21 protein-coding genes and 1 other RNA gene are annotated in these 20341 nt (G+C 60.5%); 9 read left to right on the top strand and 13 right to left on the bottom strand.

Annotated elements, in window-relative coordinates; all coding sequences use genetic code 11:
• Positions 1–115: 115 nt before the first annotated feature.
• The 5 genes from CAG47_RS04720 to CAG47_RS04700 all read right to left on the bottom strand — a co-directional run bounded on the left by CAG47_RS04720 (position 116) and on the right by CAG47_RS04700 (position 5782).
• Positions 116–1120 (bottom strand): extracellular solute-binding protein, encoded by a 1005-nt coding sequence (locus tag CAG47_RS04720; protein WP_085723771.1) that lies wholly within the window; start codon positions 1118–1120, stop codon positions 116–118.
• Between the two features lie 222 nt (positions 1121–1342).
• Positions 1343–2560, bottom strand: a complete 1218-nt coding sequence (locus tag CAG47_RS04715; protein WP_177408915.1) for a 2-octaprenyl-3-methyl-6-methoxy-1,4-benzoquinol hydroxylase — start codon at positions 2558–2560, stop codon at positions 1343–1345.
• 118 nt (positions 2561–2678) lie between these two features.
• The gene (gene ubiH / locus CAG47_RS04710; RefSeq protein WP_085723769.1) at positions 2679–3866 is read right to left on the bottom strand and encodes a 2-octaprenyl-6-methoxyphenyl hydroxylase; all 1188 of its coding nucleotides are present in this window, start codon (positions 3864–3866) and stop codon (positions 2679–2681) included.
• Positions 3863–5197 (bottom strand): Xaa-Pro aminopeptidase, encoded by a 1335-nt coding sequence (gene pepP / locus CAG47_RS04705; protein ID WP_085723768.1) that lies wholly within the window; start codon positions 5195–5197, stop codon positions 3863–3865. The genes ubiH and pepP overlap by 4 nt, the downstream gene beginning before the upstream one ends.
• Before the next feature lie 27 nt (positions 5198–5224).
• Positions 5225–5782 carry a YecA family protein gene (locus CAG47_RS04700; RefSeq protein WP_085723767.1) on the bottom strand — a complete coding sequence of 186 codons (558 nt, stop codon included), beginning with the start codon at positions 5780–5782 and terminating at the stop codon, positions 5225–5227.
• Between the two features lie 207 nt (positions 5783–5989).
• Between CAG47_RS04700 and CAG47_RS04695 the strand changes: the two genes are divergently transcribed.
• From CAG47_RS04695 to CAG47_RS04680, 4 genes are all read left to right on the top strand, one after another.
• The gene (locus CAG47_RS04695; RefSeq protein ID WP_007940359.1) at positions 5990–6199 is read left to right on the top strand and encodes a TIGR02449 family protein; all 210 of its coding nucleotides are present in this window, start codon (positions 5990–5992) and stop codon (positions 6197–6199) included.
• The gene (locus CAG47_RS04690; protein ID WP_008055229.1) at positions 6196–6513 is read left to right on the top strand and encodes a cell division protein ZapA; all 318 of its coding nucleotides are present in this window, start codon (positions 6196–6198) and stop codon (positions 6511–6513) included. The genes CAG47_RS04695 and CAG47_RS04690 overlap by 4 nt, the downstream gene beginning before the upstream one ends.
• Positions 6514–6543: 30 nt before the next feature.
• A non-coding RNA gene (ssrS, locus tag CAG47_RS04685) (6S RNA) lies at positions 6544–6722 on the top strand.
• Positions 6723–6808: 86 nt separating this feature from the next.
• Positions 6809–7414 carry a 5-formyltetrahydrofolate cyclo-ligase gene (locus CAG47_RS04680; RefSeq protein WP_085723766.1) on the top strand — a complete coding sequence of 202 codons (606 nt, stop codon included), beginning with the start codon at positions 6809–6811 and terminating at the stop codon, positions 7412–7414.
• Between the two features lie 35 nt (positions 7415–7449).
• On the opposite strand, the gene CAG47_RS28640 is transcribed toward CAG47_RS04680, so the two are convergent.
• A complete protein-coding gene (locus CAG47_RS28640) occupies positions 7450–7605 on the bottom strand; it encodes a hypothetical protein (protein ID WP_007982896.1) in 156 nt (51 codons plus the stop codon).
• Positions 7606–7800: 195 nt separating this feature from the next.
• On the opposite strand from CAG47_RS28640, the gene CAG47_RS04675 reads away from it, so the two are divergent.
• Positions 7801–8253, top strand: a complete 453-nt coding sequence (locus CAG47_RS04675) for an EVE domain-containing protein (RefSeq protein WP_085723765.1) — start codon at positions 7801–7803, stop codon at positions 8251–8253.
• Between the two features lie 125 nt (positions 8254–8378).
• On the opposite strand, the gene CAG47_RS04670 is transcribed toward CAG47_RS04675, so the two are convergent.
• Complete coding sequence (locus CAG47_RS04670) at positions 8379–8789, bottom strand: flagellar basal body-associated protein FliL (RefSeq protein ID WP_085723764.1); 411 nt, start codon at positions 8787–8789, stop codon at positions 8379–8381.
• Positions 8790–8939: 150 nt separating this feature from the next.
• Here CAG47_RS04670 and CAG47_RS04665 point away from each other — a divergent pair, with 150 nt between their 5' ends.
• The gene (locus tag CAG47_RS04665) at positions 8940–9917 is read left to right on the top strand and encodes an NADPH:quinone oxidoreductase family protein (protein ID WP_085723763.1); all 978 of its coding nucleotides are present in this window, start codon (positions 8940–8942) and stop codon (positions 9915–9917) included.
• 51 nt (positions 9918–9968) lie between these two features.
• On the opposite strand, the gene CAG47_RS04660 is transcribed toward CAG47_RS04665, so the two are convergent.
• Entirely contained in the window at positions 9969–10583 is a 615-nt protein-coding gene (locus CAG47_RS04660; protein WP_085723762.1) for an energy transducer TonB, read from the bottom strand.
• Between the two features lie 326 nt (positions 10584–10909).
• On the opposite strand from CAG47_RS04660, the gene glpT reads away from it, so the two are divergent.
• Entirely contained in the window at positions 10910–12259 is a 1350-nt protein-coding gene (gene glpT, locus CAG47_RS04655; protein ID WP_085723761.1) for a glycerol-3-phosphate transporter, read from the top strand.
• On the opposite strand, the gene CAG47_RS04650 is transcribed toward glpT, so the two are convergent.
• The 5 genes from CAG47_RS04650 to trxA form a co-directional block, all read right to left on the bottom strand.
• Complete coding sequence (locus CAG47_RS04650) at positions 12235–12903, bottom strand: gamma-glutamylcyclotransferase (protein WP_085723760.1); 669 nt, start codon at positions 12901–12903, stop codon at positions 12235–12237. The genes glpT and CAG47_RS04650 overlap by 25 nt on opposite strands.
• Positions 12904–13213: 310 nt before the next feature.
• A complete protein-coding gene (locus CAG47_RS04645; RefSeq protein WP_085723759.1) occupies positions 13214–14182 on the bottom strand; it encodes a CDP-6-deoxy-delta-3,4-glucoseen reductase in 969 nt (322 codons plus the stop codon).
• Positions 14182–15648 carry a 4-hydroxy-3-polyprenylbenzoate decarboxylase gene (ubiD, locus tag CAG47_RS04640; protein WP_085723758.1) on the bottom strand — a complete coding sequence of 489 codons (1467 nt, stop codon included), beginning with the start codon at positions 15646–15648 and terminating at the stop codon, positions 14182–14184. Before ubiD ends, CAG47_RS04645 begins: the two co-directional genes overlap by 1 nt.
• A gap of 143 nt (positions 15649–15791) precedes the next feature.
• Positions 15792–17051: a transcription termination factor Rho gene (gene rho, locus CAG47_RS04635; RefSeq protein ID WP_003206716.1), complete on the bottom strand. Its 1260-nt coding sequence runs from the start codon at positions 17049–17051 to the stop codon at positions 15792–15794.
• A 249-nt stretch (positions 17052–17300) separates the two neighbouring features.
• Entirely contained in the window at positions 17301–17630 is a 330-nt protein-coding gene (gene trxA / locus CAG47_RS04625) for a thioredoxin TrxA (protein ID WP_003206727.1), read from the bottom strand.
• 352 nt (positions 17631–17982) lie between these two features.
• On the opposite strand from trxA, the gene CAG47_RS04620 reads away from it, so the two are divergent.
• Together CAG47_RS04620 and ppx are read left to right on the top strand one after the other, a co-directional pair.
• Positions 17983–18633 carry an amino acid ABC transporter permease gene (locus CAG47_RS04620; protein WP_085723756.1) on the top strand — a complete coding sequence of 217 codons (651 nt, stop codon included), beginning with the start codon at positions 17983–17985 and terminating at the stop codon, positions 18631–18633.
• A gap of 112 nt (positions 18634–18745) precedes the next feature.
• Positions 18746–20248, top strand: a complete 1503-nt coding sequence (gene ppx / locus CAG47_RS04615) for an exopolyphosphatase (protein ID WP_085723755.1) — start codon at positions 18746–18748, stop codon at positions 20246–20248.
• Positions 20249–20341 lie beyond the last annotated feature (93 nt).

Here is a 20341-nt window from a genome sequence, read left to right as displayed (position 1 = left end):
CTGTAGGAGCGAGCAAGCTCGCGATTTTCGCGAGCTTGCTCGCTCCTACAGGGTCAGAGGCGTGTAGCGCAAAAACAAACGCCCCGCATAGGCGGGGCGCTGTGCATCGGGCAACTCAGTTCCAGCCAGCCTTGTCCATCAGGCGAATCGCTTCGGCCTGACGCTTGCCGGCAATTTCCACCGGCAAGGTGTCGGCGATGAATTTGCCCCAGGCCGCCACTTCTTCGGATGGCTGAACCGCGGGGTTCGCCGGGAACTCCTGGTTTACGTCGGCAAAGATTTTCTGCGCTTCGGGAGTGGTCATCCACTCCATCAGGGCCTTGGCCGCTTCCGGGTGCGGTGCATTCCTGGTCAGGCCGATGCCCGACAGGTTGATATGCACACCGCGGTCGACCTGGTTCGGCCAGAACAACTTCACCGGCAGATCCGGCTTCTGCTTGTGCAGGCGACCGTAGTAGTAGGTATTGACGATACCCACATCGCACTGGCCGGCGTTGATCGCTTCCAGTACGGCGGTGTCATCGGAGAACACGTCGGTGGAGAGGTTCTTGACCCAGCCCTTGAGGATGTCCTCGGTCTTGTCGGCGCCATGCACTTCGATCATGGTCGCGGTCAAGGACTGGTTGTAGACCTTCTTCGCGGAACGCAGGCACAGGCGGCCTTCCCATTGCTTGTCGGCCAGCGCTTCGTATGTGGTCAGCTCCCCCGGTTTCACCCGGTCAGTGGAGTAGGCAATGGTCCGCGCCCGCAGGCTCAGGCCGGTCCAGGCATGGGAGGCGGCCCGGTATTGCAGCGGAATGTTGGCGTCGATGGTTTTCGAGGTGAATGGCTGGAGGATACCCATCTGCTCGGCTTGCCAGAGGTTGCCGGCATCGACGGTGAGCAGAAGGTCGGCCGGCGTATTCGCGCCCTCGGCCTTGAGCCGCTGCATCAGCGGCGCTTCCTTGTCGGTGATGAACTTCACCTTCACGCCGGTCTTGGCGGTGTAGGCATCGAACACCGGCTTGATCAGCTCGTCGATTCGCGAGGAGTAGACCACCACTTCGTCAGCAGCCTGGGCGGCGGTGCTGCCGATCAGGGTCAAGGCCAGTGCGGTCAGTAGACGCTTCGGTGCCAACATGGGAGCGGTCCCTCGATTGAAAAAATGAGGCCAAATGATAAGGACTCACATTTGCCTTCTCAATCGAAGCTGGCTGTGGAGGAGTTACCAGATGTTGCACCAGCAGAAATAAAGGGCGAATGCGCCGCCGTATTCGCGAGCAGGCTCGCTCCCACATTTGAAATGCGTTACAGGGTGGGAGCGAGCCTGCTCGCGAAGAGGCCATCAGCCTCAACAGAAAACTCAGGGCTTGGCCAGCGCCGGCAAGTCCCCGGTCAACCCCAGCGCTTCACGCACGAACAACGCCTTGGCCTCGGGCATCTTCTCGACCATTTTCAACCCGGTGTTGCGCAACCAGCGCACCGGCAATGGATCGGCCTGGAACAACCGCTCGAACCCTTCCATCGCCGCCATCAGCGCAAGGTTGTGGGGCATGCGCCGACGCTCGTAACGGCTGAGAACTTTCACATCCGCCAGGCGTTCGCCACGGGTTGCCGCTTGTAGCAACACTTCGGCCAGCACGGCGGCATCGAGGAATCCGAGATTCACACCCTGCCCGGCCAACGGGTGAATGGTGTGGGCGGCGTCGCCGATCAACGCCAGGCCTTCAGCGACATAACGCTTGGCATGCCGCTGGCGCAGGGGTACGCACAGGCGCGGGTCGGCGCTCAGTACTTCACCGAGTCGCCCCTCGAAGGCGCGCTCCAGTTCCTTGCAGAAACCCTGCTCATCCATCGCCATCAGGCGTTCGGCTTCGCCGGGTGTGGTCGACCAGACGATAGAACACCAATCCTGCTGGCCGTCGCGTTCAAGGGGCAGAAACGCCAGCGGACCGTTGTCGGTGAAGCGCTGCCAGGCCGTCATTTGATGGGGTTTGGCGCAACGCACACTGGTGACGATGGCATGGTGCAGATAATCCCATTCCCGGGTCGCGACCCCAGCCAGGCGTCGCACCGCCGAGTTGGCGCCATCCGCCGCGATCACCAGTGGAGCGCGCAGGGTGCGGCCATCGGCCAATGTCAGCAGCCAGTCATCGCCGGAGCGGCGCATCTGTTCCAGCCGTGCATTGGCCAGCAACCCCAGGTCACAGTCGTGCAGGCGCTCGAGCAAGGCATCCTGGACCACGCGGTTTTCGACGATATGCCCCAGCGCCTCGGCATGCACGCTGGTCGCCGAAAAATGGATTTGCCCGGTGCCGCTGCCATCCCACACCTGCATGTCGGTATAGGGGCTGCTACGGCGCCCGGCGATGCCGTCCCACACGCCAAGGCGCTCGAGAATCCGCTGGCTGGCGGCCGACAAGGCACTCACCCGCGGTTCGAACGTAGCCTGGGCATTGAAGGGTTTGACGCTCATGGGGCTGCCGTCCAGCAGCAGGACTTCCAGTCCGCTGCCCTGCAACGCCAGCGCCAGGGCGCTGCCGACCATTCCGGCCCCGACAATCAGCAGATCTGCGCGCATTTCCATGCTTTAAGCCTGTCTCTCTTGCGGTTTGAGCCGCATGTAAAGGGTTTTCCCGGCCCGCGCGGCCGGCGCGTCGAGCAAGGTGTCGTCAATGGTGAACCGGCGAATCAGCCAGTCACGCATCCGGTCGCGTTCCCAGCCCCATCGCCTGCCGGGCGAACCAGCGCTTGGCCGGTGGCAGCAGATCCAGTCCGAGCAAGCCGATGTTGCGCCCCAGGGACACCAGCGGCTGAGTGCTGCCGAACAGGCGGGTGACCTGATCGGAGAAGCCTACGGTGAGGCTCTGATCGAGACGCTGGCGTTCGCGGTAGGCCTGCAACGTGGCGAAATCGCCCAAGGGTTTTTCGCTGGCGAGCAGGGCATCGGCCAGGGCCTGGGCATCGCGCAGGGACAGGTTGAACCCCTGGCCGGCAATCGGGTGCAGGCTGTGCGCCGCGTTGCCGAGTACCGCCAGATGCGGACGCACCTGCTCTTCGGCCTCGACCAGCGTCAACGGGTATAGATGCCGCGCCCCCACCTGTTTCAAGGTGCCAAGGCGATAACCGAACACACCCTGCAACTCGCCGAGAAAGCTGCGCTCATCCAGGGCCGCCAGGCGTTGAGCATCCATGCCCAGGCGGGTCCAGACCAACGCGCAGCGGTTTTCCGGCAGCGGCAGCAACGCCATCGGGCCTTCGTCGGTGAAACGTTCGAAGGCCATGCCATTGTGGGCTTCACTCGGGCTGATGTTGGCGATCAGCGCGCTCTGGTTGTACGGACGCTTGCGGATGCCAATCCCCAGTTGCTCGCGCAGGCCGGAACGGCCACCGTCGGCGAGTACCGCGAGGTCGCATTCCAGGGTGGTTTCATCGTTGAGGGTCAGGCGATAGCCATCGGTCAGCGGCTCCATGCGGGTGACTTCCGCCGGGCAACGCCAACTGATCACGTCCTTGTCCAGGCCTTGCCACAGGCATTGGCCGAGCCAGGCGTTTTCAACGACATAACCCAGCGCCGGAACACCCTCTTCCATCGCCGACAACCGAGCCGTCGAGAAACGCCCACGGTCGGAAACATGAATCTGCTTGATCGGCTCGGCGCGGCGGGAGACTTCCTGCCAGATGCCCAACCGTTGATAAATCTGCCGCGAGCCGAAAGACAACGCCGAAGAACGGGCATCGTAGCTCGGTTGATAGGTATCCCCCGGGGCGAACGGCTCGATCAGCACGATTTTCCAGCCTCGGGCCTTGGCCCCGGCCTGCAGCGCAAGGGCCAGGCTTGCACCGACCAGCCCGCCACCGATGATCGCCAGATTGACTCGACTCATGCCGCTCGTGTCCGTGCAGCGGCCATCAGGGCCTCGATCTCGGCGACGGTTTTCGGCACGCCGCCCGTCAATACTTCACAGCCGGTTTTGGTGACCACTACGTCGTCCTCGATGCGCACGCCAATGCCGCGCCATTTCTTCGCCACATTCTGGTTGTCCGGGGCGATGTAGATTCCCGGCTCCACGGTCAGCGCCATGCCGACTTCCAGCACGCGCCACTCGCCGCCGACCTTGTACTCGCCGACATCATGCACATCCATGCCCAGCCAATGACCGGCGCGGTGCATGTAAAACGCTTTGTAGGCTTCGCCGGCGATCAGTTCGTCGATGTCGCCCTGGAGCAGCCCCAGCTTGACCAGCCCGGCCGTGATGACCCGGACCGTCGCTTCGTGCGCCTGATTCCAGTGCTTGTTAGGGGCGATTTCGGCAAAGGCGGCTTCCTGGGCAGCCAGCACCAACTCGTAAATCGCTTTCTGTTCCGCTGAATACTTGCCGCTGACCGGAAAGGTCCGAGTGATGTCGCTGGCGTAGCAGTCGATCTCGCACCCCGCGTCGATCAGCACCAGATCACCGTCCTTGAGCACCGCGTCATTCTGCTGGTAATGCAGGATGCAACTGTTGCGCCCCGCGGCGACGATCGAGCCATAGGCCGGCATCTTCGCCCCGCCCTTGCGGAACTCGTAATCGAGCTCGGCTTCCAGGCTGAATTCGTGCAACCCGGCGCGGCAGGCCTGCATTGCCCGTACATGCGCCTGGGCGGAAATCCGTGCAGCCTCGCGCATCACTTTCACTTCTGCCGCCGATTTATACAGGCGCATGTCGTGCAGCAGATGATCCAGGGCAACGAATTCGTTCGGCGGCTGGGCACCGAGGTTGGCCTTGGAGCGGATCACGTTGATCCATTCCATCAGGTGGCGGTCGAATTCGGGATTGCTGCCCATGGCCGAATACACCCGGTCACGACCTTCGATCAGGCCCGGCAGGATGTCGTCGATATCGGTTATCGGAAAGGCGTCGTCGGCACCGAAATCGCGGATCGCGCCTTCCTGACCGGCACGCAGGCCGTCCCACAGCTCGCGCTCGGCGTTGCGTTCACGGCAGAACAGAATGTATTCGCCATGCACGCGCCCCGGCATCAACACCAGTACGGCCTGGGGCTCGGGAAAACCGCTGAGGTACTGAAAGTCGCTGTCCTGGCGGTAGACGTGCTCGACGTCGCGGTTACGAATGGCCACGGCAGCGGCGGGCAGGATGGCGATGCTGTTGGGTTCCATCTGCGCCATCAAGGCCTTGCGGCGGCGGCCGTATTCCGATTTCGGGATGTGGATCATGGGCAGATGGCGTTCCCTGGCAAACGATTAGTGCAGCGACGGTTTGGCAGCCGGTGCTGGCGGCTGTTTGGTCTCGGAGAACAGCAGCAGCGGTGCGATGCGCACGTACTCCATGACTTCCATGTAGTCGTTTTCACCATCGTCGGACTCTTCCAGAGCGTCTTGCACCTGGGAAATCGCCGCCAGATCCTGCAGCACTTCGCTGGCTTCGTTGCTCAGTGCACTGCTGTCACGGCAGTTCAGGCCGAAACCGCTGAGGAAACCCTGGCACCATTGGCCCAGCGCGGCGGCACGCTCGGTGAGCGGGGTGTCGTCGGCAGGCAACAGCAGAACGACGGTCACGTCATCGCCGGTGAGCTCGCCCTTGACCATTTCCTGCAGGCCTATCAGGGCGCTGCGAACGTTGTCCTCGGGCTCGTTCTCGAGCAGTTCGGCGGCGTCGATCAGCCAGCCTTCGGCATCGAAACCGGCACCGGCGCAGCTACGGCCGAGCAGCAGGCCGTGCAGTTCGGCAGGCGAGACGTTGTGGCCGCTGGAAGTCAGCAGGGTGGCGAAGGCATGGTACGGGGATTTCTGAATGGTCATGGGCAGCTAGGCGCCGGACGGCGCTATGTCTAGAATGAAGGCCTTGTATCCTACATCGACTACCCCTGTAGGAGCGAGCACGCTCGCGATGGTCGCCAACGATAACACTGGGTCGCTGACACCCGGCAGCGTTCTCGGGTTCATCGCGAGCATGCCGCAAGCGGGCACCCGCTCCTACAGTCCGACACCCATCAGACAGTGAAGACAATGGAAGACACCGACCTGCAAGCGCTGATGGCCAGACTCGAATTGCTGATTACCCGAGTCGAGCAACTTAAGAGTCAAAACGCACTCTTATTAGCTCAGGAAAAGACCTGGCGCGAGGAACGCGCGCACCTCATTGAAAAAAACGAAATCGCCCGGCGTAAGGTCGAATCGATGATTTCGCGCCTCAAGGCCCTGGAGCAAGACTCATGAGTTCAAGCAATAGCGTCACCGTGCAGATCCTCGACAAAGAGTATTCGATCATCTGCCCTCAGGAAGAGCGCAGTAATCTGGTCAGTGCCGCCCGTTATCTCGACGGCAAGATGCGCGAGATTCGCAGCAGCGGCAAAGTCATCGGCGCCGACCGTATCGCCGTGATGGCTGCGCTGAACATCACCCACGATCTGCTGCACAAGGAAGAACGCCCGGATATTCAGGCCAGCGGTTCGACCCGCGAACAGGTGCGCGACCTGCTCGATCGCGTCGATCTGGTGCTCGCCACCGATCCGGACGTCACCAAAGGCTGATTCGCATCGTCGCTTGCGGTATACTCCCCTCACTCCCTGGGGTGTTTGCCAGTTGGCGATGTCCCTGAGCCGATTTGCTATACCCTGGAGGTTGCACGTTGGGCTGGTGTGCATGTCCGCTAGACGGAAAGCCTTAAAGCCTACTGCATCTTCCACCTTGAACTTTCGGGTTCAAGGGCTAAGTCGACAGCGACACATTCGGGGAGCCTGATTCCAGTCCAATGCCGGTTTTGATACCGGCATTGGCGTTTTTACGGGTACGCTTCATGTATCCGCACTGCTGAAGCCCGAATCCATGACCGAACCTGCGCTGCTCCCCCGCCCGCAACTTCGACGCATGCTGCGCAAGGCCCGCCGCGCACTGACCTCCAGTCAGCAACGCCAGGCCGCTTGTGGGCTGTACAAGCAACTGGCCCAGCGACCGCTGTTCCGCCGCGCCAAACACATCTCACTCTATCTGCCGACCGACGGTGAAATCGATCCGCGCCTGTTGCTGCGTGCCGCACAACGCCGGGGCAAGGCCACCTACCTGCCGGTCCTGAGCGCCTGGCCGCGAACCAAAATGGTGTTCCAGCGCATCCGTCCCGGGGAAAAACTCAAACCCAATCGTTTCCGCATTCTCGAACCACGGGCCAACCTCGCCCGGCAACGCAAGATCTGGGCACTGGACCTGGTGTTGTTGCCATTGGTGGGTTTTGACGATGTCGGCGGACGCCTGGGGATGGGCGGTGGTTTCTATGATCGAAGCCTGGCCTACCTGGCGCGACGAAATGACTGGCGCAAGCCGACGCTGTTGGGGCTGGCCCATGAATGTCAGAAGGTCGAGCGATTGGCTCAGGCGAGCTGGGATGTGCCGCTGCAAGGAACGGTGACAGACAAGGCCTGGTATTACGCAGGCTAGGCGCCACGTCGATCAGTGGCGCCGAGGCAACAGGATCAGCGCTTGAAGGCGGTCGACTGTTGCTGCAATTGGGCTAGCTCGACCGGTGCATCGGTCTTGTTGGCCCACAGGCTTTGGGCATAGCCAGTGGTCACGACGCCAAGGCCAAACAAAATGACCAAAATCCATAGTAAGTCCGGTTTGCGTTTCATCGATTGCCCCCCAAAGGCATATCAACACGATGACAGCAGCGGTTTCCATTTGCAGGCCGTGCAGCAGCGTCAATCTTTAAAGGCCGGCATTTTGCGACAACGTGAACCGCTGCGCAAATGCTGACGTCAACCGACTGTCGGTTTGTCATAAAATCGCCGACAGGCTGCTCAATCACCACGCAAGGAGCACAAGACATGGCCTATTGGCTGATGAAATCCGAGCCCGACGAGCTCTCGATCAACGGGCTGCAAAAGCTCGGCAAAGCGCGCTGGGACGGGGTTCGCAACTATCAGGCACGCAATTTCCTGCGAGCCATGGCGGTGGGGGACGAGTTCTTTTTCTATCACTCCAGTTGCCCTGAGCCGGGCATCGCCGGCATCGGCAAAATAGTCGAAGCCGCGTATCCGGACCCGACGGCACTCGAGCCAGAAAGCCATTATTTCGACCCGAAGGCTACCCCGGACAAAAACGCCTGGAGTGCGATCGATGTCGCTCATGTCGAGACCTTTGCCCGGGTGCTGAAGCTGGACTACCTGAAGCAGCAGACGGCGCTGGCCGAGTTGCCGCTGGTGCAGAAAGGTTCGCGGTTATCGGTGATGCCGGTTACCCCCGAGCAGTGGGCGGCGTTGATTGCACTCAAGCCGTAAGATTTGCACCGTCGTTCAGAATGCTATCGCGAGCAGGCTCGCTCCTACAGGGGATCTCCATTCTCTGACGATCCCCAGTAGGAGCGAGCCTGCTCGCGATGAGGCCCGCAAGAACAGCAAAAGACTTACTGAATGATCAGGTTGTTGAACAGCAGATCCTCGACCACCGGCTTTCCGGTTTCATCGTTCATCACCTGCTGGGTCTGCTTCAGGGCTTCATGACGCAGCTTTTCCTTGGCTTCGACGTTGTTCATCGTCTCGGTAGACTGCTGGGCGAACAGCGCGACCAATTGATTGCGGATCAAAGGTTCATTGGCCTTTACTGCCTTGGCCGCCTCGTCACCGGTCACCCGCAACGCCACATCCGCCTTGTAGACCTTGAGCTTGGGCGTGCCGTCCAGCCCGTAGTTACCCACGAAAGGCGGGCTCAAGGTGATGTAGTTGACCTTTGGCGCAGCTTCACCCTCTTTCGCTTCTTCGCCCACCGCTGCAACAGGCAGAGACAGGGCCAGCAACAACATGATCCACGCTTTCACAATTCGCTCCTTATCCGGTTTGCGGCCTAGCATAGCGACCCACCACGCCAGCACAAGCTTATGGCTGACTATCAGGGCCAGGCATGCTCGTTGACCCGTCAATTCACACACCTACACTTATCGGCCATCACTCCCAAAGGAATAGCCCTGATGAAAGCCGTGCTGTGCAAAGCCTTCGGCCCTGCCGAATCGCTGGTGCTGGAAGACATCGCCAGCCCTGTCGCGAAGAAGAATGAAATCCTGCTGGACGTGCACGCCGCCGGGGTCAACTTCCCCGACACGCTGATCATCGAGGGCAAGTACCAGTTCAAGCCGCCCTTCCCGTTTTCTCCGGGTGGCGAAGCCTCAGGCGTGGTCAGCGCCGTGGGCGAAAAGGTCAGCCACTTGAAAGTCGGTGACCGGGTCATGGCCCTGACCGGCTGGGGCAGCTTTGCCGAACAGGTTGCCGTGCCAGGCTACAACGTGTTGCCGATTCCGCCGTCCATGGACTTCAACACCGCCGCCGCCTTCAGCATGACCTATGGCACCTCGATGCATGCCCTCAAGCAACGCGGCAACCTGCAGCCGGGCGAAACCCTGCTGGTCCTTGGCGCCTCCGGCGGTGTCGGCCTGGCCGCGGTGGAAATCGGCAAGGCCATGGGAGCCCGTGTGATTGCCGCTGCCAGCAGCGCGGAAAAACTCGCCGTGGCCAAGGCCGCCGGTGCCGATGAGCTGATCAACTACAGCGAGAGCAGCCTGAAAGACGAAATCAAGCGCCTGACCGACGGCCAGGGCGCTGACGTGATCTACGACCCGGTCGGCGGCGACCTGTTCGACCAGGCCATCCGCGCCATCGCCTGGAACGGCCGTCTGCTGGTGGTCGGCTTCGCCAGTGGGCGCATTCCCGAATTGCCGGTGAACCTGGCACTGCTCAAAGGCGCGGCGGTACTCGGCGTGTTCTGGGGCTCCTTCGCCCAACGCCAACCGCAAGACAACGCGGCGAACTTCCAGCAACTGTTTGGATGGTTTGCCGAAGGCAAGTTGAAGCCGCTGGTGTCACAGGTCTATCCGCTGGGCAATGCGGCGCAGGCGATCAATGATCTTGGCCAGCGTAAAGCGGTGGGGAAAGTGGTGGTACAGGTTCGCTAAAGCTCTATCTGCAAAAAAGCGCGGCCATCGAGCCGCGCTCTTTTTTTGCCGTCAAAGCAACACCCGAATCTCCTCCGGCAAAAAATGCACGTACCGGCTCGCCGGATGCACATTACAGCGCTGCACGATCGAATGAGCGCTGGCATTGAGCTTGGCAATCAGCGCCAAACGTTTCTCCTCCGGCAATTGAGTCGGCGAAAGCGAGTGGGTCAGATAACTGCGAGTCCATCTGAAAACCGGCAGGTCTACCCACGAGGAAGTGGCGATGTTCAACGACGCCCGTGCGATAGCACTGCATTTCAGCCGCTCCAACTCCTTGTTCACATGGAAGGGATGTTCACTGTCCAGCCTGAAATCCATGGGTGCGATCACGCTGACTTGCGCAGGCTGGTCCTCGGTAATCTTCCATGGCTTGAACCGCCATTGACTGACGGCTGCCACTGACGCCTCACCGAGTTCGGGATGCGCATCCTCCAAAATGACAACCTTGCTGACGGAACCATCGGCCTGCACGGTCAGGCTGACACGTACCTTGCCGATAACACCGGCGCGGTAAAGCGCCACTGGATAAACCGGCTTGGGATTATTCTCGGGTATCAGGAAGACTTCCCCGGCCCTGACATCCACGGACACCATCAACAAAAACACGCAAACCCACCACCGCATATCCCTCTCCCTTCGCCTGCAACGCCAGACCTGGCAACAGAACAAAGGTTAAAGCGCCGAATCATTCGGCATAACGCCATGACTTCCGGTTTAAATGAAGGACCTTTCCTAAAGACCTGCCCTATTTCAGGTCCATCAAGCGCCTGCCAGCCAAACAGGTAACGCTTCCTACAATGCCCCTCACTTGCACTTGAGCGACATGTTCATAAAGGAGCGCGCGATATCCAACATTTCCGCTGTTTTGCCGATGAGAATCGGTGCTATTTTCGGTAACGAAACTGTAATATTCGTATCCGCAGTCAAAACAAGAAATCTGGAGCTCTTTAATGTTTGCTTTCTTTCGTCCTGCCGCACATCAGGCTCCCTTGCCTGAAGAAAAAATAGACAGCACTTACCGGCGCCTGCGCTGGCAGATTTTCGCCGGCATCTTCATTGGCTATGCCGGTTACTACCTGCTGCGCAAGAACTTCTCCCTGGCCATGCCGTACCTGATCGATGAGGGCTACTCCCGTGGCCAGTTGGGCCTGGCGATGTCTGCCATCGCGATTGCCTACGGCCTGTCGAAGTTCCTCATGGGCCTGGTGTCCGACCGCTCCAACCCACGCGTCTTTCTGCCATTTGGCCTGCTGGTGTCGGCTGGGGTGATGTTCATTTTCGGTTTCGCGCCATGGGCGACGTCCAGCGTGACCATGATGTTCATTCTGCTGTTCATCAACGGCTGGGCGCAGGGCATGGGTTGGCCACCGAGCGGCCGGACCATGGTGCACTGGTGGTCGCAGAAGGAACGTGGCGGCGTGGTGTCCGTGTGGAACGTGGCACACAACGTAGGCGGCGGCCTGATCGGCCCGCTGTTCCTGATCGGCATGGGCCTGTTCAATGACTGGCACGCGGCGTTCTACGTGCCCGCCGCGGTGGCGCTGGCGGTTGCGGCGTTCGCTTTTGTGACCATGCGCGACACCCCGCAATCCGTTGGCCTGCCGCCGATCGAGCGGTACAAGAACGACTACCCGGAAGGCTACGACGCCAGCCACGAAGAGGAGTTCAGCGCCAAGGAAATCTTCGTCAAATACGTACTGCGCAACAAAATGCTCTGGTACATCGCCCTGGCCAACGTGTTCGTCTATCTGCTGCGCTACGGCGTGCTGGACTGGGCGCCGACCTACCTCAAGGAAGCCAAGGGTTTCACTGTGGATAAAACCTCGTGGGCGTATTTCTTTTACGAGTGGGCGGGTATTCCGGGCACGCTGCTGTGCGGCTGGATGTCGGACAAGATCTTCCGTGGCAATCGCGGCCTGACCGGCATGGTGTTCATGGCATTGGTGACGGTCGCGACGCTGGTGTATTGGCTCAACCCTGCCGGCAACCCAATGGTGGACATGATCGCGCTGCTTTCCATTGGCTTCCTGATCTACGGCCCAGTGATGCTGATCGGCCTGCAGGCACTGGAGTTGGCACCGAAGAAAGCTGCCGGCACGGCGGCGGGCTTTACCGGGCTGTTCGGTTACCTGGGTGGTTCGGTCGCGGCCAGCGCAGCGATGGGCTACACCGTGGACCATTTCGGCTGGGACGGCGGTTTCGTGCTGCTGGTCGGCGCCTGCCTGCTGGCGATGGCCTTCCTTGCCCCGACGCTACGGCACAAACAAGTCGCCAGTCAGGGCCGCGAAGCGCTCGCTTGATCGGCCTTTGATTTACAACGCTTGAGCCGCGCCTCCAGATTCCGGTCTGGCATGGCGTGGCTGCGCAGGGCGTGCGCGGTCTGCTCGACATAATCGCGAGTAGTGCCGTACCGCCCGCAAGCGTTTTCGAACACATGACTCAGTACATGGTCCGGCAGGTTGCCGGCATAACTGGGCAGGTGTCGCTCCAGAACGAAGCCCAAGGCCTGAACCTGGTTGCCATCTTCAAGCCGGCAGTTGAGCCAGTGCGGGCGATACGAAGGAAATGGCATCTCGCGCTGCCAAAGTGCGTACAGCGAGGCTTCGAGTTGCTCCTCGGGCAGGCGATAGGCGAAACCGCTGCAAGAGCCGCCGCGATCCAGGCCAAACACCAGTCCGGGCATTTCCGGGGTGCCGCGATGTTCGTGGGACCACAGGTACAGACCGCGATGGTAGCCATGCACCCGGCCGCGAACCCGTTCAACAGCCGTGCATTCAGGGCGCCAGATCAACGAACCATAGGCAAACAACCATACCGGCCCACCCTTGTGACGGGCCATGGTCGACTGCATCGAGCTGAGCAATTGTTCGTGAGTGAGCTGCGGCCCCAGATCGAGCCGCGGAGGGTATGCCAGATTCAAAAAAGCAGATTCAATGGCGCTCATGGCGAATAGCGTTCAGCTCCCCGAGGGTGAAGAATTACTTAATAGAACGCACGGCTGTAACAATAAGGCACATAAGTTTCAAGGCAATTTAAATGTTGTGGCACAGTTCTTAAATAGTTGCCTGGACGGGATATAACCTATCGGCATTTATATATTTTTATAAATACCGATGGGCTATATAGGGCGTTATAAACCTGTAGGAGCGAGCAAGCTCGCGATGGTCGTTAACGATTACGCGGTAAGTCAGGCTGCCCGCAGCGCTCTTGAGTGCATCACGAGCATGCTCGCTCCTACAGGATGGAGGGGCAGCTCAAGAGCGTGGTGCGTAGGCAAACACGTCGGCGCGCATCTGGTGCGCGTCCATCCCTGCTTCCACCAGCGCGTCCAGCGTGCCATAGACCATGGCCGGAGAGCCGCTGGCGTATACGTGCAGGGGCTTGAGATCAGGGAAGTCTTCACAGACCGCTTCATGCAACATGCCGCGGCGCCCTTCCCAGCCACATTGATCGCTGACGACTTTGTGCAGGAACAGATTGGGCAGCTTCAACCAATCGTCCCAATGCTCGACCTGGTAAAAATCCTCAGGACGACGTACCCCCCAATACAGATGCACCGGATGTTTGAAACCCGAGGCCCGGCAATGTTCGATCAGGCCATGGATCTGGCCCATGCCGGTGCCAGCGGCGATCAGCACGAGAGGGCCGTCCGGCAACTCCTCCAGGTGAGTATCGCCAAACGGCAATTCGACCCGAACCATGCTGTTGCGCTGGAGCTGTCCGATCAGGCTCAACGCACTGGATTCGCGCGCCAGGACATGGATTTCAAGGTCGCGCCCCGCATGCGGGGCCGAAGCCAGGGAGAAAGCGGACTTTTCGCCGTTCTCGCGCTCGATCATCAGGTACTGACCGGCGTGATAACGCGGCGGTTTGCCGGCCGGAGCGCGCAGACGCACGCGCCAGGTGTCGCCACCCACGTCCTTGCACTCAATGACCTGACACGACACGCTGCGCACCGGCAGTTCTCCCAGCGCGAGCACGCCATCCCACAGCACGATGCAGTCTTCCAGCGGCTCCGCTATGCAAGTGTAGAACTCGCCATGGTCACGCACATCGCCGGCCTGCTCGACCCGCCCTTCCACCAGCAGCGCCGCGCACACGTGGCAATTGCCGTTGCGGCAGCTTTGCGGGCATTCGTAGCCCAGCCGTCGCGCGCCATCGAGAATCCGCTCGCCGGGCAATATCTCAAGCACTGCTCCGGAGGGCTGCAAGGTTACACGCATCAATCTATTCCTAACTGATTCCAGATGGCATCGATCCGCTGGGTCACGGCGTCGTCCTTGACGATGACGCGGCCCCATTCGCGGGTGGTTTCGCCTGGCCATTTATGGGTGGCATCGAGGCCCATTTTCGAACCCAGGCCGGACACCGGCGACGCGAAGTCCAGGTAGTCGATCGGCGTGTTTTCGATCATCACCGTGTCGCGCTTGGGGTCCATGCGCGTGGTGATGGCCCAGATCACGTCGTTCCAGTCCCTGGCGTTGACATCGTCGTCGGTGACGATAACGAACTTGGTGTACATGAACTGTCGCAAAAACGACCAGACACCCAGCATTACCCGCTTGGCATGGCCCGGGTACGACTTCTTCATGGTCACGACAGCCATGCGGTACGAACAACCTTCAGGCGGCAGATAGAAATCGGTGATCTCCGGGAACTGCTTCTGCAGGATCGGCACGAACACTTCGTTCAACGCCACGCCGAGGATCGCCGGTTCATCCGGCGGCCGGCCAGTGTAGGTGCTGTGGTAGATCGGCTTGATCCGATGGGTGATGCGCTCGACGGTGAATACCGGGAAGCTGTCGACTTCGTTGTAGTAACCGGTGTGGTCGCCATACGGCCCTTCATCGGCCATCTCGCCGGGATGAATCACGCCTTCGAGGATGATTTCGGCGGTGGCCGGCACTTGCAGGTCGTTGCCGCGGCACTTCACCAGCTCGGTGCGATTGCCGCGCAACAGGCCGGCGAAGGCGTATTCGGAAAGGCTGTCGGGAACCGGGGTCACGGCACCGAGAATGGTTGCCGGGTCGGCGCCCAGCGCAACGGCAACAGGGAACGGTTGGCCCGGATGCTTTTCGCACCACTCGCGGTAATCCAGGGCACCGCCACGATGGCTCAGCCAGCGCATGATGACTTTATTGCGGCCAATCACCTGCTGACGGTAGATACCGAGGTTCTGTCGGTCCTTGTTCGGCCCCTTGGTGACAGTCAGGCCCCAGGTGATCAGCGGCGCGACGTCGCCTGGCCAGCAGGTCTGCACCGGCAGTTTCGCGAGGTCAACGTCGTCGCCTTCGATGACCACCTCCTGGCAGATCGCGTCTTTGACCACCTTGGGTGCCATCGAGATGATCTTGCGGAAGATCGGCAGCTTGGACCAGGCGTCTTTCAGGCCCTTCGGCGGCTCGGGTTCCTTGAGGAACGCCAGCAGCTTGCCGATTTCGCGCAGCTCGCTGACCGCCTCGGCGCCCATGCCCAGCGCCACCCGCTCGGGGGTGCCGAACAGGTTGCCGAGCACGGGGATGTCATGGCCGGTGGGCTTTTCGAAAAGCAAGGCCGGGCCCTTGGCGCGCAAGGTGCGGTCGCAGACTTCGGTCATTTCGAGCACTGGGGACACCGGAATCTGGATGCGCTTTAGTTCGCCGCGCTGTTCCAGCCCGCTGATAAAGTCGCGCAAGTCGCGATACTGCATGCGTGAGCCTCATGTTGGCCGTGGCGTTCGGGGGGCTGGCAGTTTAGCGCCGAACCCCTCGGTTCAGAACCACGAACTGGCAGTAGATCAAAAATCAGATAACAAAAAGCCGGGTTTCCCCGGCTTTTCAAGTCTTCCGCGATTTACTTGCGTTTCATCGACAGGAAGAACTCATCGTTGGTCTTGGTCGTTTTCAGCTTGTCGACCAGGAACTCGATGGCAGCGACTTCATCCATCGGATGCAGCAGCTTGCGCAAAATCCACATGCGCTGCAGCTCGTCATCGGCAGTCAGCAACTCTTCACGGCGGGTGCCGGAACGGTTGATGTTGATGGCCGGGAACACACGCTTTTCAGCGATGCGACGATCCAGAGGCAGCTCCATGTTGCCGGTGCCTTTGAATTCCTCGTAGATCACTTCGTCCATCTTCGAACCGGTTTCAACCAGTGCGGTGGCGATGATGGTCAGCGAGCCGCCTTCCTCGATATTCCGCGCGGCGCCGAAGAAACGCTTCGGTTTCTCCAGGGCGTGGGCATCGACACCACCGGTGAGCACTTTGCCGGAGCTCGGGATCACGGTGTTGTAGGCACGGGCCAGACGGGTGATGGAGTCGAGCAGGATCACCACGTCTTTCTTGTGCTCGACCAGGCGCTTGGCCTTCTCGATCACCATCTCGGCAACCTGCACGTGGCGGGTTGGTGGCTCGTCGAATGTCGAGGCAACCACTTCGCCGCGCACGGTGCGCTGCATTTCGGTTACTTCTTCCGGACGTTCGTCGATCAGCAGCACGATCAGATGAACTTCAGGGTTGTTACGCGCGATGTTCGCGGCAATGTTCTGCAGCATGATCGTCTTGCCCGCTTTCGGCGGTGCAACGATCAGACCACGCTGACCTTTACCGATCGGGGCGCACAGGTCGATGACTCGACCGGTCAAGTCTTCGGTGGAACCGTTGCCGGCTTCCATCTTCATGCGCACGGTCGGGAACAGCGGGGTCAGGTTTTCGAAAAGAATCTTGTTCTTCGCGTTTTCCGGACGGTCGAAGTTGATGGTGTCGACCTTGAGCAGCGCGAAATAACGCTCGCCTTCCTTTGGAGGGCGGATCTTGCCAACGATGGTGTCACCGGTGCGCAAGTTGAAACGACGGATCTGGCTCGGCGAGACGTAGATATCGTCTGGACCTGCGAGATAGGAAGCGTCAGCGGAGCGCAGGAAGCCGAAGCCGTCCTGGAGAATCTCCAGCACGCCATCACCGGAGATTTCCTCACCGCTTTTCGCGTGCTTCTTGAGCAGGGAGAAAATCACGTCCTGCTTGCGCGAACGGGCCATATTTTCTATGCCCATCTGTTCGGCCAATTCGAGCAGTTCGGTAATCGGCTTTTGCTTGAGTTCAGTCAGATTCATATAGGAATGACGTAATCATTTATGGAGGGGGGGGAAATTAAGCTTTTGGCTTAATGAGGCCGCGCCGCGGAGAAGGCGACAGGATCGCGTACTTATTCGAAAAGGAGTGCGTCGGCGACGGCTTGCAGGGGGCAATGGAGAAACCAGTGCGGGGCCGAATGTATCACCTGAGTTTGGGAGCGTCTAGCCCTGAATACGCAAAAAGCCCCGCTATTTGCGGGGCTTTTTCGGGACACCTTGCAGCGACGCTTAGATGTTGGCGTCGAGGAAAGCAGCCAGTTGCGACTTCGACAGGGCGCCGACCTTGGTCGCTTCAACGTTGCCGTTCTTGAACAGCATCAGAGTCGGGATACCACGCACGCCATGCTTGGCCGGGGTTTCCTGGTTCTCGTCGATGTTCAGCTTGGCAACGGTCAGCTTGCCTTTGTAAGTCTCGGCAATTTCGTCCAGAACCGGAGCGATCATTTTGCAAGGGCCGCACCACTCTGCCCAGTAGTCGACCAGTACAGCGCCTTCGGCCTTGAGTACGTCAGCCTCGAAGCTAGCATCGCTAACGTGTTTGATAAGATCGCTGCTCATGGAATTCTCCAGGTTGTAAGCAAAAAAACGTGGCCCATCATAGCCGCCCTTCCCTCGTTCAGGAAGGTGCAGATGATTGAGTCTCGCTATGGTGTTTCATGAGTCTGTGTATAGCCAAGGTCCCGCAGTGTGGCGTTCTGGCTGATCCTGGTGACCGCTCGGCCCGGATGAACGGTCTTTTCCGTTTCCGGCCCCAAAGGCGTTCACAGCACATCGACAATGCGCTATTGCGGTGCACGTCGCATGGCTATTAATAGTCCGATAGCCCGTGTGGTGCGCTCGGACACAGGCTGGCATGGCACGTGCTGTATCGAATCGCAGATCTCACTTGCGGCCGATTCGAGGACACACCATGGCTTATCAGTCCGATTTCCTGCCAATGGTGGGCAACACTGAACTGCTGTTGCGCGGCGCGCAGTTCACCCTCGAGCTGACGGCCATCGGCGCGGTGCTCGGGCTGAGCATCGGCGCCCTTGGTGCGCTGGTGCGGGCGAGGAACATCCGCCCGTTCGCTGCGATTTTCGGCGTCTATGTCGAGCTGATTCGCAATACGCCGTTCCTGATGCAACTGCTGTGCATCTTCTTTGGCCTGCCAGCCCTCGGCGTGCCGATCTCACCTTGGCAGGCCGCGGCATTGGCGATGGTAATCAACCTGGGTGCACATGCCACGGACATCATCCGCGACAGCCTCCAGACCACTCCCCGGCCTCGCGTCGAAGCCCTGCGTCCCGCCCTGAGCAACGCCTGGCCGGCCCTGAGCAACCAGATCATCATCGTCATGCTCGGCTCGTCGGTGTGTTCCCTGATCTCTACCCAGGAGCTGAGCTTCGTCGCCGATGTCATTCAATCGCGCAATGCGCGCGCCTTCGAAACCTACGCCCTGACCGCACTGATGTACCTGTGCATGGCACTGATAACGCGCCAGCTGCTGAACTGGATCGGTCAGCAGCTGTTCGCCCAGAACACCACAACCCGATGTGGGAGCGAAACTGCTCGCGATTAACCGAGCATCAGTCCGCGTTGTAACTGCCCAGGATCAAGGCTTTGAACACTGCGCGTTGGCGGCAGCCTTTGATCGTGGCACGATGTCGAGGTTATCGACCGAGACCCCGACCATGCCGCAATCCCAAGCCAAGAATCTGTCCCTGATCGCTGCAATCGACCTGGGCTCCAACAGTTTTCACATGGTCGTGGCCAAGGCCCAGAACGGCGAGATCCGTATTCTCGAGCGTCTCGGGGAGAAGGTTCAGCTGGCCGCTGGCATCGACGAAGAACGCCACCTCAGCGAAGAATCGATGCAGCGCGGGCTCGACTGCCTCAAGCGCTTCGCCCAACTGATCAGCGGCATGCCCTCCGGCGCCGTTCGCATCGTCGGCACCAACGCCCTGCGCGAAGCCCGCAACCGCGCCGAATTCATCCATCGCGCCGAAGAAATCCTCGGCCACCCGGTGGAAGTCATCTCCGGTCGTGAAGAAGCGCGCCTGATCTACCTCGGCGTGTCCCACACCCTCGCTGACACCCCGGGCAAGCGCCTGGTGGCCGACATTGGCGGCGGCAGCACCGAATTCATCATTGGCCAGCGCTTCGAACCGCTGCTGCGCGAAAGCCTGCAGATGGGCTGCGTCAGCTATACCCAGCGCTATTTCAAGGACGGCAAGATCACCCCGGCCCGCTACGCCCAGGCGTACACTGCGGCGCGGCTGGAGATCATGAGTATCGAGCACGCCCTGCACCGCCTGACCTGGGATGAAGCCATCGGCTCCTCGGGCACCATCCGCGCCATCGGTCTGGCGCTGAAGGCTGGCGGCCACGGCACCGGCGAGGTCAATGCCGAAGGCCTGGCGTGGCTCAAGCGCAAACTGATCAAGCTGGGCGACGTCGAGAAAATCGATTTCGACGGCATCAAGCCGGATCGCCGGGCGATCTTCCCGGCGGGCCTGGCGATCCTCGAAGCGATCTTCGACTCCCTCGAACTGCAACGCATGGATCACTGCGAAGGCGCCCTGCGCGAGGGCGTGCTCTATGACCTGCTGGGCCGCCATCATCACGAAGACGTGCGCGAACGCACCCTCACTTCGCTGATGGAGCGCTACCACGTCGATCAGGAACAGGTGGTTCGGGTCGAGCGCAAGGCGTTGCATGCGTTCGACCAGGTGGCCGCGGACTGGGATCTGGAAGACGGCGTCTGGCGCGAACTGCTCGGCTGGGCGGCCAAGGTCCATGAGGTTGGCCTGGACATCGCTCACTACCAGTACCACAAGCATGGCGCCTACCTGATCGAGCACTCCGACCTCGCCGGCTTCTCCCGCGAAGACCAGTTGATGCTCGCGCTACTGGTGCGCGGCCACCGGCGCAACATTCCCAAGGACAAGTTCGCCGAGTTCGGCGACGACGGCACCAAGCTGATTCGCCTGTGCGTGCTGCTGCGCTTTGCGATCCTGTTCCACCACATCCGCGGCACCCAGCAAATGCCCCAGGTGGAACTGAACGCCCATGACAACCACCTGGAAGTGGTGTTCCCGGAAAACTGGCTGGACGAAAACCAGCTGACCCAGGCCGACTTTGAAATTGAAGCGCAATGGCTGACACGGGTTGATATCGTGCTGACCGCCCGCTAGCCCCCCTGTAGGAGCGAGCATGCTCGCGATGGCGTCGGATCAGCCAACATTGATGTCAACTGACACTCCGCTATCGCCAGCATGCCGCAAGCG

Origin of the sequence: Pseudomonas sp. R37(2017) (genome assembly GCF_002113375.1) — a bacterium.
In the GTDB taxonomy this organism is placed as follows: Bacteria; Pseudomonadota; Gammaproteobacteria; order Pseudomonadales; family Pseudomonadaceae; genus Aquipseudomonas.
This window is presented reverse-complemented; position numbering and strand designations above follow the sequence as displayed.